The organism is Roseateles sp. (assembly GCF_019237615.1).
In the GTDB taxonomy this organism is placed as follows: domain Bacteria; phylum Pseudomonadota; class Gammaproteobacteria; order Burkholderiales; family Burkholderiaceae_C; genus Pelomonas.
Genome location: NZ_JAFAGT010000092.1, coordinates 1 through 15868, shown reverse-complemented (window position 1 = coordinate 15868; position 15868 = coordinate 1). Strand labels below are relative to the sequence as shown.

At 68.0% G+C, this 15868-nt stretch carries 14 protein-coding genes; 8 read left to right on the top strand and 6 right to left on the bottom strand.

From position 1 onward, the window contains the following. The first annotated feature begins 9 nt into the window (after positions 1-9). Together JOY88_RS19085 and JOY88_RS19080 are read left to right on the top strand one after the other, a co-directional pair. Entirely contained in the window at positions 10-546 is a 537-nt protein-coding gene (locus JOY88_RS19085; RefSeq protein ID WP_293504223.1) for a hypothetical protein, read from the top strand. 12 nt (positions 547-558) lie between these two features. Beyond that, positions 559-1095, top strand: a complete 537-nt coding sequence (locus JOY88_RS19080; RefSeq protein ID WP_293504222.1) for a hypothetical protein — start codon at positions 559-561, stop codon at positions 1093-1095. A gap of 49 nt (positions 1096-1144) precedes the next feature. Here JOY88_RS19080 and JOY88_RS19075 read toward each other — a convergent pair whose 3' ends face one another. From JOY88_RS19075 to JOY88_RS19055, 5 genes are read right to left on the bottom strand one after another with little or no spacing between them, the layout of a single operon-like run. Beyond that, complete coding sequence (locus JOY88_RS19075) at positions 1145-2779, bottom strand: bifunctional diguanylate cyclase/phosphodiesterase (protein WP_293504221.1); 1635 nt, start codon at positions 2777-2779, stop codon at positions 1145-1147. Positions 2780-2835: 56 nt separating this feature from the next. After that, positions 2836-3573, bottom strand: a complete 738-nt coding sequence (locus tag JOY88_RS19070; RefSeq protein ID WP_293504220.1) for a GGDEF domain-containing protein — start codon at positions 3571-3573, stop codon at positions 2836-2838. Next, complete coding sequence (locus tag JOY88_RS19065) at positions 3566-3955, bottom strand: DUF1987 domain-containing protein (RefSeq protein WP_293504219.1); 390 nt, start codon at positions 3953-3955, stop codon at positions 3566-3568. The genes JOY88_RS19070 and JOY88_RS19065 overlap by 8 nt, the downstream gene beginning before the upstream one ends. A gap of 25 nt (positions 3956-3980) precedes the next feature. Then, entirely contained in the window at positions 3981-4550 is a 570-nt protein-coding gene (locus JOY88_RS19060; RefSeq protein ID WP_293504218.1) for a SiaB family protein kinase, read from the bottom strand. A 5-nt stretch (positions 4551-4555) separates the two neighbouring features. Continuing rightward, positions 4556-5794: a SpoIIE family protein phosphatase gene (locus JOY88_RS19055; protein WP_293504217.1), complete on the bottom strand. Its 1239-nt coding sequence runs from the start codon at positions 5792-5794 to the stop codon at positions 4556-4558. A gap of 533 nt (positions 5795-6327) precedes the next feature. Between JOY88_RS19055 and JOY88_RS19050 the strand changes: the two genes are divergently transcribed. The 4 genes from JOY88_RS19050 (at position 6328) to JOY88_RS19035 (ending at position 13625) form a co-directional block, all read left to right on the top strand. Beyond that, entirely contained in the window at positions 6328-6909 is a 582-nt protein-coding gene (locus JOY88_RS19050; protein ID WP_293504216.1) for a carboxymuconolactone decarboxylase family protein, read from the top strand. A 697-nt stretch (positions 6910-7606) separates the two neighbouring features. Beyond that, positions 7607-9691 carry an LGFP repeat-containing protein gene (locus JOY88_RS19045; RefSeq protein ID WP_293504215.1) on the top strand — a complete coding sequence of 695 codons (2085 nt, stop codon included), beginning with the start codon at positions 7607-7609 and terminating at the stop codon, positions 9689-9691. 12 nt (positions 9692-9703) lie between these two features. Next, entirely contained in the window at positions 9704-12613 is a 2910-nt protein-coding gene (locus tag JOY88_RS19040; protein WP_293504214.1) for a phage tail tape measure protein, read from the top strand. Positions 12614-12686: 73 nt separating this feature from the next. After that, on the top strand, positions 12687-13625 hold the full coding sequence (locus JOY88_RS19035) for a hypothetical protein (protein WP_293504213.1): 939 nt from the start codon (positions 12687-12689) through the stop codon (positions 13623-13625). Positions 13626-14003: 378 nt separating this feature from the next. Here the strand turns inward: JOY88_RS19035 and JOY88_RS19030 are convergent, their stop codons facing one another. Further along, the gene (locus tag JOY88_RS19030; RefSeq protein WP_293504212.1) at positions 14004-14630 is read right to left on the bottom strand and encodes a type IV toxin-antitoxin system AbiEi family antitoxin; all 627 of its coding nucleotides are present in this window, start codon (positions 14628-14630) and stop codon (positions 14004-14006) included. A 195-nt stretch (positions 14631-14825) separates the two neighbouring features. Between JOY88_RS19030 and JOY88_RS19025 the strand changes: the two genes are divergently transcribed. Both JOY88_RS19025 and JOY88_RS19020 read left to right on the top strand, forming a co-directional pair. Beyond that, positions 14826-15062, top strand: coding sequence for a FitA-like ribbon-helix-helix domain-containing protein (locus tag JOY88_RS19025; RefSeq protein ID WP_293504211.1), 237 nt, complete (start codon positions 14826-14828; stop codon positions 15060-15062). Beyond that, complete coding sequence (locus tag JOY88_RS19020; RefSeq protein WP_293504210.1) at positions 15049-15480, top strand: type II toxin-antitoxin system VapC family toxin; 432 nt, start codon at positions 15049-15051, stop codon at positions 15478-15480. The genes JOY88_RS19025 and JOY88_RS19020 overlap by 14 nt, the downstream gene beginning before the upstream one ends. Positions 15481-15868: the final 388 nt, after the last annotated feature.

The following is a 15868-nucleotide window of genomic DNA, read 5'->3' as shown; positions in this document are numbered from 1 at the left end:
AGGATTGCCATGCAGATCAGCCAAGGTTTCGCAGCCCGGCCATTGCTCGTGCTGCTGTTCGCCATCGGTGCCGGCCCGGCGGCGGCCCAGTACTCGACGCCGATGCGCGACGTCGACAACCCGGACCGGGCGCCGTACCAGGAGAGCGTGTCCTTCACGCTGGACCCGCCGTTCGCGAACGGTTTCGCGCTCTTCCCCACGCCGCCCAACAAGCGCTACGTGATCGAGTTCGTCTCGATCGCCTGCACCAGCACGGCGGCCAGCGACAGCTTTCCGCAGGTCTACCTGGGCGTGCGCAAGATCATCTCGCCCACGACGACGAGCGGCGCCTCGGTGCCACTGGCCCCGCTCCAGTACAGCGGTCCGGCGGTGTTCGGCGGGAACGCCTACTACTCGGCGACACATCTGAAGGCCTACAGCGACTGGGACCCCTTCGCCTCCGGTGGCAGCGGCGGGAACGGCATCTTCCTGAACGTGTTCCACACGGCTGCGAGCGCGGGCGCCTCCTGCCTGGGCACGATCACCGGCCACACGATCACTCCCTGAGGCGGCACCGGCATGGACGCGAGAAGTTCCCCGCAGCGCCCGCCGCCCGCCTGGGGCGCCCGGGCGGCCTGCCTGGCGGGCGCCCTGGCCTGCGGCAGCGCATGGGCACAGGTGATGGCGCCGTCACCGGGCGGCCTCGGCACGCAGGCCGCGCCGCGATCGCCGGCAGCACCGGTACGCCCGGTCCAACTGCCTCAGGGCGGCATGATGCTGGAGCGGACCGACATGGCGCTGGCCATGCCCGGCATGCCCACGGCTGCGGCCAGCGCGCCGACCGCCAGGCCCGGCCTGGCCGGCAGCCGGCTCGCCGCCGGCATGATGGTGCTGCAGCCGGCCAATGCCGCACCCGCGAGCCCCGCCGTGCCGGCGGAGCGTCTGGCCCAGCGGGTCGGAGCCGCGGGGCAACTCGTCCTCGTGCGCACCGACGACACCGCGGCCCCCAGCGCAGCTCCCGGCACGGCCCCGGCCTCGCAGCGGCGCGTGGTCGTCCTGCGGCGAGGCAAGGCGCCGGGCGCCCCCGAGCCGGACGTGCTGTATCGCGCGCCCTAGCCGCCAGGGGGCCGTCGAGATCCGACGGCCCGCCGTGCGGCGGCTGCCGTCAACCGATGCGGGCGTGCTCGCCCTGCGGAGCCTGGTACAGGGCGTCGAAGCGCGCCGCCTCCATCGGCTTGGCGATGAAGAAGCCCTGCACGAGATCGCAGCCCAGTCGCTGCAGGACCTCCAGCTCCGCCGAGGTCTCGACGCCCTCGGCGGTCACCGCGAGGCCAAGCCCGTGGCCCAGCATGATGATGGAATTCAACAGCTCCTGGCGCTTCACATCCTTGTCGACGCCATCGACAAAGCCCCGCTCGACCTTCAGCTCGTGCACCGGCAAACGCTGCAGATAGGCCAGCGAAGACTGCCCCGTGCCGAAGTCGTCGATCGACAGGCGCACGCCCACGCTGCATAGCGAATGCATCACGTGGATGGGGTCCTGGCTGCTGGCCATCAGCCCGGTCTCGGTGAGCTCGAGCTGGAGCAGGTGCGGCGGCACGCCGGCGCGCGCCAGCATGCTCTCGATGCGCCCCGGCAGCCGCCCGTCCTGCAGGTCGAGCGTGGATATGTTGACGGCGATCACCAGTTCGCGCCCTTGCGCGCACCAGGCCCCAAGGGTCATGACCGCCTGCTCCAGCATCCAATGCGTGATCTGCCGGATGCGACCGGTCTCCTCGGCGAACGGCACGAACTCGCTCGGCGGCAGCCAGCCGCGCTGCGGGTGATGCCAACGCACCAGGGCCTCGGCGCCGGTGATCCGGCGGTCGCGCAGTCGCACCTTGGGCTGCAGCACCTGGCGCAGCTGGCCCTGGACGATGGCCTGCTCCAGCTCGGACAACAGGCTGAGATGGGACAGGCGGTCGGCCTCTGGCTTGGGGCTGTACAGCGCGGCATCCGTTCTCAGGCGCTTGGCCTCGAACATCGCCTGTTCGGCCCGCTGCACCAGGACTTCCGCCCTGTGGCCATGCTCCGGGCACAGGGCCGCACCGATGGAAACCGTGAGGTCCAGCGCCTGGCCCCGCCATTGGTGCTTGCGGTTCAGCGTCGCATGCAGGCCCGCCACGGCCTGCTGCCAGCCGGCATCGGCGGCCAGCGGCAGCAGCGCGACGAAGGTGCCGCCGGCCAGTCGGCCGCAGAGCGCGCCATCGGCCTGCAGCTGCAGCAGGCGTTGGGCGACGCCCAGGATCAGCGAATCTCCGGCCTCGAATCCCAGAACGTTGTTGACCCGCTTGAGCCTGTCCACGTCCAGGCACAGCATGAGCGCGCGAGCGCCGGCGAGTTGATGGAGCCGGAGATCCGCGGCCGAGGAGAAGCGGCTGCGCAGCGCAACGCCCGTCATCGCGTCGAGACCGGCCCGCTCCATGAGCTGGCACTGCCAGTCATTCACCGCCACGGCCAGCTCGTTCACCGATGCCGAGAGCTGCTTCAACTCGGCACGGCCGTGCACCTCGATGCGATGCGAACCATCTCCGCCCGCGATGGCCCGCCTCGACGGAGGCAGCAAGCTGTACACCACCAGCACGGCGAGCCCGACGCCGCCGACGGCGGCCGCACCGCACAGGGACAGGATCAGAACCCAGTCGAACTGGATCTGTTCACGCAGCCGCTCCACCGGCAGCAACGTGTGCGCCTCGACGACGAGCCGTTGCGCCGCCAGCCCGACGAGCAGCAGGGGCAGCGTGAGCAGCAGGCCGAACATGGCCCAGAGACGGGTCGCAAGACGCAGTTTCGACAGAGGCCTAACCAGGCGGTTCATCAGTCGACGGCTTTGCCGGCACGCACCTGGTTGCGCCCACCACGCTTGGCGTCGAACAGGGCTTCGTCGGCGCGGGCATAGGCGTCGCCGAAGGCGCCCCGCCTGGCCGTCCAGCTGACGCCGAAGCTCGCGGTCACGATGCGGTCGGGCAGGCAGTCGAAGGGCTGGCTGGCGATCGCATGCCGCATTGCCTCGGCCCGCTGCAGCGCGGCATCGAAGGCGGTCTCGGGCAGCAGGATGGAGAACTCCTCGCCGCCGACCCGGCCGATCGCCGCTTCGCCGGACACGGCACGGCCCAGCCGGTTCACGACCTCGCAGATCACCGCGTCTCCCGCGGGATGGCCGTAGGCATCGTTGATGCTCTTGAAGAAGTCGATGTCGAGGACGACCAGCGCGAGGGCCCCCTGCTCCAGCAGGCGTCCGGCGCATTCGAAGATCGCGCCGCGGTTCAGCGCGCCGGTCAGCGAATCGTGCCGGGCCTTGTATTCGAGCTGGGCGGCGAGCCTGTGCAGTTCCTCGTTGAGCACGTTGAGCTCGCGCTCCTCGCGGTCGCTGCGCCGGATCATGCGCCGACTCTCCCGCATCAGGCGCTCGAAGTGAACGACGAGGTCCGACAGCGCATGGCGGTACTGCTCGGCCGACAGCGTCGGGTCGTCCCTTGTGCTCAGCGCACGCTCAAGCGCCGTCGCCTCCTGCTCGAAGAGGTCGGGCGCGGCCGGGGAACCCTGTTCAGGCATCGATGACGCAGAGCTGGATGTCCATGTTCTGGAAATCGACCATCAACTCCTCGCCGAACTCCCGGATCGTGTCGTCCTCGACGTCATGCCACCAGTGCAACTGCACGCTGCGCCCGGATGCCGCGGCCTGGTCCAGCAGGTCGAACAGCGTGAACAGCATCTTGGTGCTTGAGCTGTTGAAGTAGGTCAGCGAGACGCTGACCTTCAGGGCCTGATCCCGGCCCGGCTGGTCCAGGAAGTCGCGCAGCGCGGCGATCACCGGGCCGTAGAAGGCCGCGGCGTTCTCGGGAAAGGACTCGCCGCGCAGCGACAGCTCATGGTCGTCGAAGCGGAACTCGATCTCCGGAGAACTACCGGTGGCGGGAATATGCAGGGGGGTCATGGCAAGCGCCCTCTTGTTGTTCGGATTAGATGGTGGTCTTGAGGAAGAACATGGCCGTGCCCGCGTCCTCCGTGCCCTGGAACTCGAACTCGAGCGGCTCGCTGGCGTCGCGCGCCACGGTCAGGAAGCCCAGGCCGGCCCCCTTGCTGTCGTCCGGTACCTCGCTGCGCAGCGACTCGCGGTAGCTGGCCTTGATCTCGTCCATGGTCATCGCGCGCAGCGTCGCCAGGCGTACCTCCAGCGCCTCGGCCTGATCGATCGCGATCGGATTCGCGCACAGCAGGAAGTGGCGGCCCTCGGCATCCACGCCGATGCAGACCGAGCCATGCCGCAGCTCGTGCTGGTCCTGCTCGGGGGGCGTCAGCGAATCGGCGGAGTAGTGGATGATGTTCTGGGCCATCTCGACGAAGGACGAGAACAGGCGACGGCGGACGGGCCCCGCGGTGCCGGACTGCTCCAGCCGCAGCTTCACCGCCTCGGCCATGGCCGTGACGATGTTCTGCGAGAAGTAGCCGACGTAGTAGAAGATGACGTTCTTCTTGCGCGCAAGCTCGCAGAACTCGCGGTATTGGTCGTAGCCGTAGCGTGAATCCATGACGGTCAGTTCAATCGAAATCCGAAAAGGGTGAGGTCGTCGCGACGCAACTGGCTCCCCTGGTAGTCCGACAGTTCGCGCATCAGCGTCGCGCCCAGCTCGGGCATGGGCAAGTCCCGGTGCCGTACCAGCACGTCGCGCAGGCGGCGCTTGCCGAACGCGATGCTCTTGGGGCCGCCGACCTGGTCGATCAGGCCGTCGGTGCACGTCAGCAGCAGCGCACCGGGGCGCAGCTCGATCTGCTTGGCCGTCCAGCATGCGTCCCCGGGCGTGTCGGCATAACCCAGGCCGAGGCGGTCGGCATCGATGATCTCGACACCGGCCTGGCCCGGCTCCAGCAGCAGCAAGGGCGTGCGCGCACCCGCATAGTGAAGGCGGCGCGCCGGGGCGTCGAACCAGAGGAAGGCGGCATCCAGGCCATCGTTCGACGCCGAGCCCGCCCCTTCCATCTGGCCCAGCGCGGACTTGATGCCCAGGCTCACCTCGGACATCAGCCGCGCCGGATCGCGCGGCCCCAGCTTGTCCAGGGCCTGCTTCAGTTCCGAGTAGGCAATCAGGGTGAGAAAGGCACCCGGCACGCCGTGACCGGTGCAGTCCGCGACCGCGGCGAACCAGCCGTCGGGGAACTCGCAGAACTGGTAGAAGTCGCCTCCCACGGTGTCGCGCGGTTCCCAGATCAGGCAGGCGTCACTCAGGCATCGCGCCAGCGCCGTCGCGGACACGTTCAGCATCGAGCGCTGGATCACGCTGGCGTAGTCGATGCTCTGCATGATGTGGCGGTTGCGCTCGGCCTGCTGCTCGGCGATGACGCGCATCAGGTCCAGGCCGTAGCCCAGGCCCTTGAACTGCCCCCGCTCGGTGACGAGGAAGCCGTCGGCCAGCGCCTTCTCGCCCGACTCCACCGTCAGCAGCGCGAGCTGCTCTATCGTCGTTGCGGCCTCGACGACCAGGGGATCCTTGTCCATGAAGGCGATGCAGCTCTTCTTCTCGAACAGCTCCTTGTGGAAGGGCTTGGAGATCTGCGACAGGAACAGGGTGCGATTGATCAGGCCGATGGGCCGGCCGTCCTCCAGTATCGGCAGGCAGCTCAGATCACGATGACGGCCAAAGATCTCGTAGACCTGCGCATTGGTGTGCTCGGGCGAGACCGATACACAGGCCACGGCCAGATCCCCCGCCACCGGCTGGGCAAAGCGAACTGTGGGCCGCGATGTCGTTGCGGCCAGGGTGTCGGTGAAGGTCAAGGCACTGCTCCATGCGCGACGGGATGCGCACGGGCCGTCAGACTAGGGATGCCTTGTGCAACGTTTGTGAAAAATTGAAATCGACGGCATCCATCCCTTGCCTTCCATAGCGTGGATCCCGGTCATCGTGGCGTTGGGATGCCCGAGGGCATGCAACTGCCGATACGCCATATACGAGCGGTCCGGGCAACCGAGCAGCGACGCACTGCGCCAGCCTGACCGGGAGCTTCAACGGGGCAAGCCGCGCGACGAGCCCCCGAACCGGGAGTGGTTGTCGCGAGCCGGCCGAGGCCAAGGTTCCGATCGAAGTCTGACGGCAGTTCTGCACCGAGCGTCGGCCGCATGGCGCCTCGGGATACCGACACCCGCAGCCGTCTGTCGCGACTGGAACAACATCGATACCATCGCCCCGAGACTCACCGCATGAGTGCTGCAGGTTCCGTACGCCGGTCAGCCCGGCCCGTCGGTTCGCGCTCCTCATGTCGGACGCCAGGCATTCGAACCGATCACTCCGACAGAGTCAGGACTCAACGATGTTCATTGCGCAACCCGAGAGCACTCCGGCAACTGAGAAGGTGTACAAGTCCAGCGCAGATTCGCAGGGCTTTGTGATGAACCTCACCAAGGCCTGGGCGTGGCGTCCGGACGTGTTCGACGGCTTTGCAGCCCTGCGCAGCGAGTTGACCAGCCAGTCGACCCTCAGCAAGCGCGAGCTGACCCTTCTTGTGTGTGCCACGGCATCGGAGCTAGGCGACGCCTACTGCGCCTTGGCCTGGGGTCGAACGCTGGCTCAAAGCACCAGCGAAGACGTGGCCGCAGCCGTCATCAGCGATCTTCCGTCGCTGGAGTTGGGCGAGCGAGATCAGGCGCTGACATCATGGGCTCGAAAGGTCGTGAGGGATCCGAACGCGACGACCGCCGCTGACGTCCAGTCGCTTCGGGACTCCGGCCTGTCGGAGCGAGAGATCTTTGAGGCCACGTTGTTTGTGGCGTTCCGGCTGGCCTTCTCGACGGTCAACGATGCGCTGGGTGTGAAGCCAGATCGTGAGCTTGTCGAACTGGTGCCAAAGCACGTGCGGGCCGCGATCGATTTCGGGCGAAGTGCGGACGCCTAGTACGTCGATAGAGCGGACCACAGCAATCCTCCCGCTCTGAACTGGAGGATGGGCGGTCCCCTTGAAAGGCTGGCAGCCCCGCATCGCGATCAGGAGGCCTCAATGTTAGGCATTGAGGCCATATTTGCTGTGCAGCAAATGAAGGGATTGCAGATAAGTTAGCAATTCGACCCATATTTGCTGAGCAGCCACGACGCGCGTGATCTCGGTCCCCGGCTCCGCTGCTCTCGAATGCCGCCTCGGTTTGGCGCGCCCACGCGAAACACGCCATGTCGCGCCCGGCGCGTGTCGCCCCGCAGTTGGCCTGCGTGGGTCGTCATCGGCAACGCGGCTGTCACGCTCCGTCGCCGACGGTATGGGCGACGATGGCCAAGGGACGGATGGATCGAATTGCTAGCGCCATCGGTGCGGGATGCGCACCGCCGTGGGGCAACTGCTCGCGGCGTATTGCTGACTCGGCATCCAGATTGACTCACCGACCGTGCTCGGGCCGACCTGGGTGAGATTCGCGAACATTGCCGGCCGGAGATCGCCGATCTCAAGAGCCGCGCCGACGGCGCACTTGCTGCGATCGGGCAGCTTCGGAAGGCTCACGCACGGCAGCCATGCACTCCGGTCTCCAGGGGCGACCTCAGACTTGTGGATGCCTCGGGCGCACGCAAACCCTAGGCTGCGGCTCTTGCATTGGAGCAAAGCCATGGCCGCAACGCAGTTCAACGCATCCATCCTCGTGAATCGAGGGCTCGAGGCCATGAGGGTTCTCGCTGATCCAGATCCCGGCAGTACGCCCACCGTGGGGGTCGACGTGCTCGGAGCCTTCCGCGACATCGCACTCAGCCCACAGGCACAGGCCGCCGCACCCGAGCTCGCCGGGATCATCGGCAGCTTCGCCTCGCCCATCGACGTCGCGACCTGGGCCATCAATGCCAAGTTCGCCGAGGCTGGCGGAGCGGACGGCGCCCTGGGCCGCCCTTTGAGCGCGGCGGCGGCTGCCGCGCACGCTGGCTTCTCGCGCGCCTTCCAGTCCGGTGAGATCTACTGGCACCCCAGCACGGGCGCGCACGCACTGCACGGGCCGATCCTCGCGCGGTGGCATGAACTGGGCGGTGAGGCCGGCTTCCTGGGCTTTCCGACCAGTGACGTGATGCCCGGCTCAGACGTTCGAGCCGAAGGCTTCTTCGCGCATTTCCAGGGTGGGTCGATCTACTGGGCACCGCCCTCGCACTTCAGCGGCATTGCGGCCACGGTGTCGATCGCGGGGGCCGTGCTCGGCGTCGGTGCTGCAACCGCACCGGCGCACGCCCCGACACCGCTGAATGGTGCGGCCGCGGCGGGACCGCTGGGGCGTGACATCGGCACCGCGGCCGCGGTGAATCCGGGCGCCGCTATCAACGGCCATGCCCAGATCGACCTGCAGTCCGCCGTCGCGCTGAACCGGCCGATCATCCAGAGCAGCGCCGGCGCCTTCGAGTTGCACGGCGCCATCCGCGAGAAGTACCTCGCGCTGGGCGCCGAGGCCAGCATCCTCGGCTATCCGCGCACCGACGAGACGGGCACGCCTGACGGCCGCGGCCGCTTCAACCACTTCCAGGGCGGCTCCATCTACTGGACAGCGGAGACCGGTGCGCACGAGGTGCACGGCCTGATCCGGGACCGTTGGTCCGCACTGGGAGGGGCGCGCAACCCGCAGCTTGGCTACCCCATTGGCGACGAGCTGATCCCTGACCCGCGCGTGGGCCACAGGCGGCCGGAGGCCATCAAGAAGCCGATCGCCTCGTTGCCCGCGGAAGTCGTCAAGCTGCCGGCTGCAGCGATCGCGGCGGGCTTCCCGGCAAGCGTGGTCAACACGCCGCCGCTGACGCCGACTGCCTCGGCCGCCGCCCGCGTCGCTGCTCCTGGCGCCGCGATGCGCCTGCAGGACGTCGGCGTGCTTGGCCCGCTCAGCACGCAGGCCGCCGCTGCGCCCAGCACCCGGGCCGCGCCGAATGTCGCATCCAGCGTAGCGTCCAGCGCAGCGCTGAACGTCTCGCTCGACCCAGCAATCCTCGGCATCCTCACCGGTCCGGCATCCACGCCGGGGCAGCGCAGCGTGAACCGGTTCGCCGACTTCGAAAGCGGCGTGCTCTTCTGGTACCGCGGCGCGACCTCGGCCTCGGTGCTCACACCGCTGCCGGCCACCAGCGACGGCACCTCGCTCGCCTTCTCGGGCAATGACATCGCCGCCCTCGCCGTCGCTCGACTGGGCAGGAACGCCCTGGAGTTCGCCAATGCGCAGCTCCTGTCGATGAGCTTCATCGGCACCACGGCCTACTCGCACGACGGCGCACAAGTGCACAACCGGCGGCACCGCCTGCAGCTGATCCTCCAGGGCGTCGAGCAACGGACCATCACCGGGCCGCTGGGCGTCCAGCTGCCGCAGATGGTGCAGGTGACCGCCGGCATCGAACTGCAGGTCGAAGTCTGGTTCGACGCCGCGCAGCGGCGCATCGCGCTGGCCCTGGTCGACTGGGACATGTCGCAGGCCAGCACCCAGTCCTATGCGGCGGTGATCGAGGCCGGGTTGCGCGGCCGGCTCGATCCACTGCTGTGGCAAAGCTACGAGGTGATGACGCTGCCCGACACCGACGGCGGCGCGGCAATGGCGGTGCTCTCGGTGAAGACGCTCGCCAACGGCGCGGTGGTGGTGTTCGTCGAGCCGCGCCACTTCCATCTGCTGGACGGCATCGGCGACCTGGCCAACGTGGCCGCCGCCACCGTCGTCCAGCTCACGCAACCGAACTGAAGGGATTGCGCCATGCCCGTCAACTCCAACCCACTGGGCGCACGCGCCCTTGCCCAGATCGGCGCGATCACGACCGCCCCCCCGGTGCGCACGACTCCGGCCACGCCGGCCGCCGTCTCGAACGCCGCGACGCTGTCGTCGACCCTGGCATCGGGCGACCGCGCAGCCATCGCGCGGCAGCTCGCCACGCAGCCCATCGCGGTGCGCGACTTCGCCGGCCACTATGCCGAGATCGGCAAACTGGGCCCGGCGCAGGCGGCCGCCTTCGCGGTGGCTTTCGTCGACACGCTGCAGAGCAACGACCAGGTCGGGCAGTTCTACGAAGGCATCGCGCTGGCGGCTCCCGCGGACCGCCTCGCCATCATCGCGGCACAGAAGTCCGCGGGTGCTTCGATGACCATCATGCACGGCGTCGGCCTGGTGCCGGCGGCCCACGGACGCGCTGTCATGCAGGCCTTCCTCATGCCCGCCGACCGACTCGACCCGCAGGCGATGGGCGTGGTGATGGAGTGGTTCGCCATGGCCGGCAAGATGGTCCGTGAGAAGAACATCGTGGTGCCCGATCCCGATGCACCGCACGATGGCCTCCTCGACCTCATCGAGGACATCGGCAAGGGCATCGTGGACGCGGCCAAGGCCGTGGCCGATGCCGTGACGTCGGTGGCGGGCGGCATCGTCGAGGGCCTGAAGCAGATCGCAAGCTGGGCGGCCGACAAGGTGCGCGACCTCGTCAACGGTCTGCTCGCCGCCGGCCACACGCTGGCCTCGATCGTCGGCAACGCCCTTCAAGCGGGCTTCGACGCCCTCCGGAAGATCATGCAGGGCATCATCGATGCAGGCAAGGCGCTCGCCACCGTCTTCGCCTCCATCGCCAGCTTCACGCTGGAGCAGATCGGCAACGTGCTGCAGGCCCTGGCCGCGATCGGTCGCACGCTGGCCGACGTGTTCGCCCAGCTCGCGAGTGCCGCCTACAACGTGTTGCAGAAGTTCGTGCAGACCATGACCAGCATCGGCAAGAGCCTGGCCGAGATCGCCGGTGCCGCCTTCCAGTTCGGTGCGGCGCTGCTCGCGGCGACCGTGCGCGCCCTTGTCGCGATCGGCTTCGCGGTCGGCCAGATCATGGCCGCGGCGGTGTTGCACCCCGACCAGCTCCTTGACACCGTGGTGCGCTCGCTGCGCGACCTGGGGCGAAGCATCACCAGCATCGTGCAGGACGTGGCCAACCAGGGGCTGCAGTTCATCCGACGCACGGTGGCCGCGATCGGCCGCATCGGCGGCGCGCTGGTGGAGCTCGCGGCCTTCGTCGCATCGTCCGCGATCGCCGCCGTGCGCGAGGTCGTGCGCGGCCTGATGGACATCGGCCGCACGCTGGGCGACTTGATCGCCGCCATCGCACGCGACAGCGTCGACCTCGTTCGCAAGCTGGTGGAGGCGGCCATCGCGCTCGGCCAGTCGCTGGTGCAGATCCTGCGCGGCCTGGGCACGCTGGCGGGGACGATGCTGACGGCCACCGTGAAAGCCCTCTTCGCGCTCGGCAAGAGCGCCGCCGAATTGCTTCGCGCCACGATGGCCGCGGGCTTCGACCTCGCGCGCCGTGTCGTCAAGGCAGCGCTCGACGCTGGCGTCGCCGTCGCGACGCTGCTCGGAACGGCGCTTCAGCAGGGCTTCACGATCCTGCGCCGGGTGCTGCACGCGCTGCTGCAGAACCTCGGCCCCGTCGGCGCCGTGGTCGACTGGATCCTCGCGCAGGCGGCTGACGTGTCGGCGCTGGCCTGGCGCGCGCTGGTTGAAAGCATGCAGCTGCTCGGCCGCGCCGTCGACGAGCTTCTCGCCTTTGCGCAGTCGCGCTCCGACGCGATGCTGCGTACGGTGGTGACCGCCATCGAGGACGCCGGCATGGTGGTGAGCCGCGTCATCGACTGGGCGGTCCGCGCCGGCGACAAGGCGCTCGCCATTGTGGGCGAAGTGCTGGTCAAGGCCGGGAGCTCGGTCGATGCGATCCTGCTCTGGGTGGGTCACACCGCGGTCGACAAGTGGCATGCCATCGTCAACGGCATGCTGAACGCGGGCGCCGCGGTGGCCGATTTCGTGGCCTGGATGGCGAACCGCGGCGTGCAGGTCATCAAGAGCGTGGCGAGCGAGTTGCTGGCCTTCGGCGTCACGCTCGCCACGCTGGTGGCCGACATGGCGGTGCACCCCGGCAACGCGCTGCGGGACCTGATGCAGGCGCTGTCCGAACTGGGCCAGACGCTGACCGAGCTGGTGCAGGTCGCGCTGCTGCAGCCCGCCGAAGACACGGCCCGCCGTGCATTGGAGGCGCTGCGCGACATCGGCAAGAGCGCCGTCGAGATCCTCAGAGCGGCCATCGAGCTGCCGCTCAGCCAGATCGCGCTGCTGGTGGCGATTGTTCTGGAATGGTTCCCTGGCAGCTACCGCTCCCTGACCGCGCTCGAGCGCGCCGAGGCCCAGGGCGTGTTCGGCAACTCGATCAATCTCGACAAGGTCAAGCTGGCGGTCAAGTCGCTGCCGGTGGACCTGGTGGAGGAGCTCAACGGCACCAGGGCCTTCACCACCATGTACCTGCTGAACTTCGCGTCCTGGGCCGATGTCACCATCCACAAGGTCATCCACGAACTGATGCACGTGTGGCAGGGGCTGCAACAAGGGCCCGTCTACATGGTTGAGGCTCTGGAGGCGCAACTCATAGGCGCGGGCTACAACTACGGCTACCACGACGACGCCGACGGCAAGCTGTGGGGCACCGGGGCGGAGGCGGCACTCGCCGCAGGCGGAGGCCAGCTCTCGAGCTTCAACCCGGAGCAGCAGGCGCAGATCATCATGCACTTCCACGCCCGCAAGGGGGACGCGGCCAACCACGATCCCGCCGCCTGGCAGCCCTACGCGAATGCCGTCTTCAGCTGAGACTGGCTCACGCGAGGCGCGGCATCGGTGGGTCGCCGGGCCGGCGGCCCTGATCGACGCGCTGGCCCCGCTCATGGACGAGTGGCGGCAGCGCGGTGCCTTGGTCCATGTCCATGGGGTCGCGCCCGACGAAGACCTGGGCCGACTGGTCGACCGGCTGCTCCGTGCGCGGCCCGGACTGCCGAGAAACGCCGGTGGCGACGACGCTCCGCTGCTGCTGGTGCTTGAAGACCCGGCCCTGCCCAGCCTGCGTGCACGCTTTGCGGACACCCTGGGCATGGGCGGGCGGGCCGCCCTGTCCGGCTGGTTGCGCATGGACGCGGCCGCGCTCGTCACCTATGCCGGGCGTGCGGTCGCCCTGCTGCGACGCACCGCCGCCCCCCCGGCCCCGCTCGTCCTGCTCGGCCCGCGCGAGTCGCGTTACCAGGCAGCGCTCGACACCATCGAAGCCTGCGCGGCCCAGGCCGGCGCGTGCAGAACGCTGCGCTGGAGCGCCGAGCGCATCCGCAAGCCGGCGCTGTTGAACGCGCTGCGACTGGGCGCAGCGGCGGCGCTCTACCTTGGCCACGGCGACCGCAGCGGATGGCTCGCCTATGGCGGGCTTGGCAGCGGCGACTTTGCCGGCCGGGCCGAACCCTGGCCGCCGGACGAAACCACAGCGCTCTTCTTCTCGCTCGGCTGCGGCGGCGCGGGCCCCGATGGCATGGCTGATGCGCTGGTCGCCGCAGGGGTGGCCGGCGCCGTACTGGCACCGCTGGGCAAACCGCTGCACGCCGACAACCGCCGGCTCGCGCAGGCACTGATCGAGGCGCTGGCGCAAGGCCACCGGGCGCTTCCTTGCCTGCTCGAAGCAGTCCGCGCGACGATGGTCTTGCTGCACGGGGCGGGCTATATGGTGATCGGCGACCCCGGCCTGAGCGCAATGGCTGCGCCGCATGCCCTCGCCCGCGGACTCGGCGTCTTCGCCCCCCCGCCTGATGCGGTGCTTGTCCCGGCCGGCACCACGGCGTGACGCGAGCCGAGGGGAGGTCCTCCACCAATGCGATCCGGGGATGGTGACTTCAACAGATGCGGGCCGTCGGAGATCGGTCTCGCAGGTTGTTGATTTCGTTGCCCCAACGCACCCGAGCAAGGACCGGCGGAGTTTGAACCAGAGGCGCTTTCCGCGAAGTCACCCATGAACAAGGACCGTCGAGGCCAGACAGACGGGGTGCGCTCGGATCCGGCCACGCGCCGCAGCATTCCATGGTCGATCTGCACGATGGTCACCAAGGCCTCAGCAGAATCGGGAGCATCGTAGTGGGCTCTCCCCCCTCCTAGGCTCGCAGCCCCAGCGCACGCAACCAGGCGTCGACCTGGCCGAACGCATCCTGCTGCGATTCATTTGGCGTCATTTCTGCCACTGCAGCCTCTCTTGCCGAAGGTGGTCCGCGGCCTCGCACCCTCGCTCTCCGGAGACATACAGGTCGAGATAGGTTTGCACGGGGCTCGTGCAGTGGATGCCATTCGTCGGTTCGATGGCGTCCTGGAAGAGCGCGATGTCGTCGGGCTCAATGACCACGACGTTCTCGCCGTGCGTTGGTGTTGTGAGCTTCAGAAGCCTGCGCATCCGGTCGACACCCGCCTGATCCGCGTAGAAATGGTGGGTACCGGTGCGCGCATAAGGTGCCAGCCAGTTGGCCGCAGAGAACGAGCAAAGGATTGCCAGGCCATCCGATGTCAGGGCGGTGCCAACGTCACGCAATGCTGCCTCGAAGGCGCTGTCGTGCAGCGTGGTGTAGACGGCGCGGCGCTCGCCCGCCAGCGGCACGTACTCCTCGCGCCAGGCGTCCAGAAGACCGTCCGGGTTCGACAGGATCAGTCCGTGATCGGACACCTCCGCCCGCCCCCGATCAAGCGGGCTGTTTCGGACATTGCTGACGTGCCCGAGGCTGACGAACGACGCCTGAGCCAGGTCGGCCAGCTTCGGATAGGCTAGCGTCCCAGCGGACGGCGCCAGTCGGCCAGATGCTGACATTCAACAACGGCTGCCGCATTCCGCCGAACGCAGCAGCGCCAGCCTGTCGAATGAGCACGAAGCGATGACGCACTCCCGCACGCCTGTCGTCTGGCGATCGGCGATTGAAAGGGCTCCGAGGTCACCCCAGGGTGACGGCATCTCTCAATGCGCCCATAAAACGATATCATTGATATCAACCAAAGGCCGACGGATATGGCGAACCTCCTAGTGCGTGGAATCGACGAAGCGCTTGTCACAGCGCTCAAGGAGCGGGCTGTCGCCCATGGCCGCAGTGCCGAGGCGGAACATCGCGAGATCTTGGCAGCAGCACTGCGACGGCCTCGGAAGCGTCCCTTTGCTGCAGTGCTGGCGGCTATTCCCGACGTCGGTCAAGACAGCGATTTCGAGCGTATTGACACATCTGGGGAGACCCCGGATGTATTTGATTGACACGAGCGTGATCAGCGAGGCGCGCAAACGCGAACGCGCTGATCAGGGCGTCTTGGCCTTCTTTCGCACAGCGGCCACTCAGGATGAGGCGTTGTACTTGTCGGTCGTCACCGTCGGCGAACTGCGCAGAGGCATTGAGCTTATCCGCCATCGCGGTGATGAGCCGCAAGCGGTGCTGCTTGAGCACTGGATGCATACCGTCCTCAGCGAATACGAGGATCAGATCCTCGCCTTCGACGCAGACGCGGCTCAGGTGTGGGGGCGTTTGCGCGTACCGCATCCGGAGCACGAACTCGACAAGCAGATCGCCGCCATTGCGCTCGTGCACGACTTGACAGTGGTTACGCGAAACGTTCGGCACTTCCGAGCCAGCGGCGTCAAGCTGTTGAACCCATTTCGCGATCAAGCACCCTCTTGAGCGCTGTTGATCTCGAAAACCACGGGACAGAATGCCAATCTGTATCGAATGTTGTCGAACGGCCAGCGGCCGTTCACGCGTTTACCGCTTGCGTATTCCGCGCGATCCCGGACACCGTTCCACGCTGATGGCGGACGGCATTCCAAACTGATGGCGGACACCGCGAGGGTGTCCTGAGTGACCCAACGAGGCATAGGCTGCCCGGCTTTTTGGCCGGGAGAGGCGATGCCCACACCAAGGGTCCGGCGCGCGTCAAGCTACTTGTCGCCTCGTTCACGCAGCCAATGGCTGAGTATTTCGGGAGCGCGAGGCCGCGGTGACGACCGAGTCGCGTTCCGGGTTGAGCGTGACGGACCCGATGGGGGACCAGTCCCGCGTGGAGCCTGAC

Coding starts and splice junctions, on each gene's coding strand:
- JOY88_RS19085 (WP_293504223.1), top strand. CDS start 10: ATGCAGATCAGCCAAGGTTTCGCAGCCCGGCCATTGCTCGTGCTGCTG.
- JOY88_RS19080 (WP_293504222.1), top strand. CDS start 559: ATGGACGCGAGAAGTTCCCCGCAGCGCCCGCCGCCCGCCTGGGGCGCC.
- JOY88_RS19075 (WP_293504221.1), bottom strand. CDS start 2,779: ATGTTCGGCCTGCTGCTCACGCTGCCCCTGCTGCTCGTCGGGCTGGCG.
- JOY88_RS19070 (WP_293504220.1), bottom strand. CDS start 3,573: ATGCCTGAACAGGGTTCCCCGGCCGCGCCCGACCTCTTCGAGCAGGAG.
- JOY88_RS19065 (WP_293504219.1), bottom strand. CDS start 3,955: ATGACCCCCCTGCATATTCCCGCCACCGGTAGTTCTCCGGAGATCGAG.
- JOY88_RS19060 (WP_293504218.1), bottom strand. CDS start 4,550: ATGGATTCACGCTACGGCTACGACCAATACCGCGAGTTCTGCGAGCTT.
- JOY88_RS19050 (WP_293504216.1), top strand. CDS start 6,328: ATGTTCATTGCGCAACCCGAGAGCACTCCGGCAACTGAGAAGGTGTAC.
- JOY88_RS19045 (WP_293504215.1), top strand. CDS start 7,607: ATGGCCGCAACGCAGTTCAACGCATCCATCCTCGTGAATCGAGGGCTC.
- JOY88_RS19040 (WP_293504214.1), top strand. CDS start 9,704: ATGCCCGTCAACTCCAACCCACTGGGCGCACGCGCCCTTGCCCAGATC.
- JOY88_RS19035 (WP_293504213.1), top strand. CDS start 12,687: ATGGACGAGTGGCGGCAGCGCGGTGCCTTGGTCCATGTCCATGGGGTC.
- JOY88_RS19030 (WP_293504212.1), bottom strand. CDS start 14,630: ATGTCAGCATCTGGCCGACTGGCGCCGTCCGCTGGGACGCTAGCCTAT.
- JOY88_RS19025 (WP_293504211.1), top strand. CDS start 14,826: ATGGCGAACCTCCTAGTGCGTGGAATCGACGAAGCGCTTGTCACAGCG.
- JOY88_RS19020 (WP_293504210.1), top strand. CDS start 15,049: ATGTATTTGATTGACACGAGCGTGATCAGCGAGGCGCGCAAACGCGAA.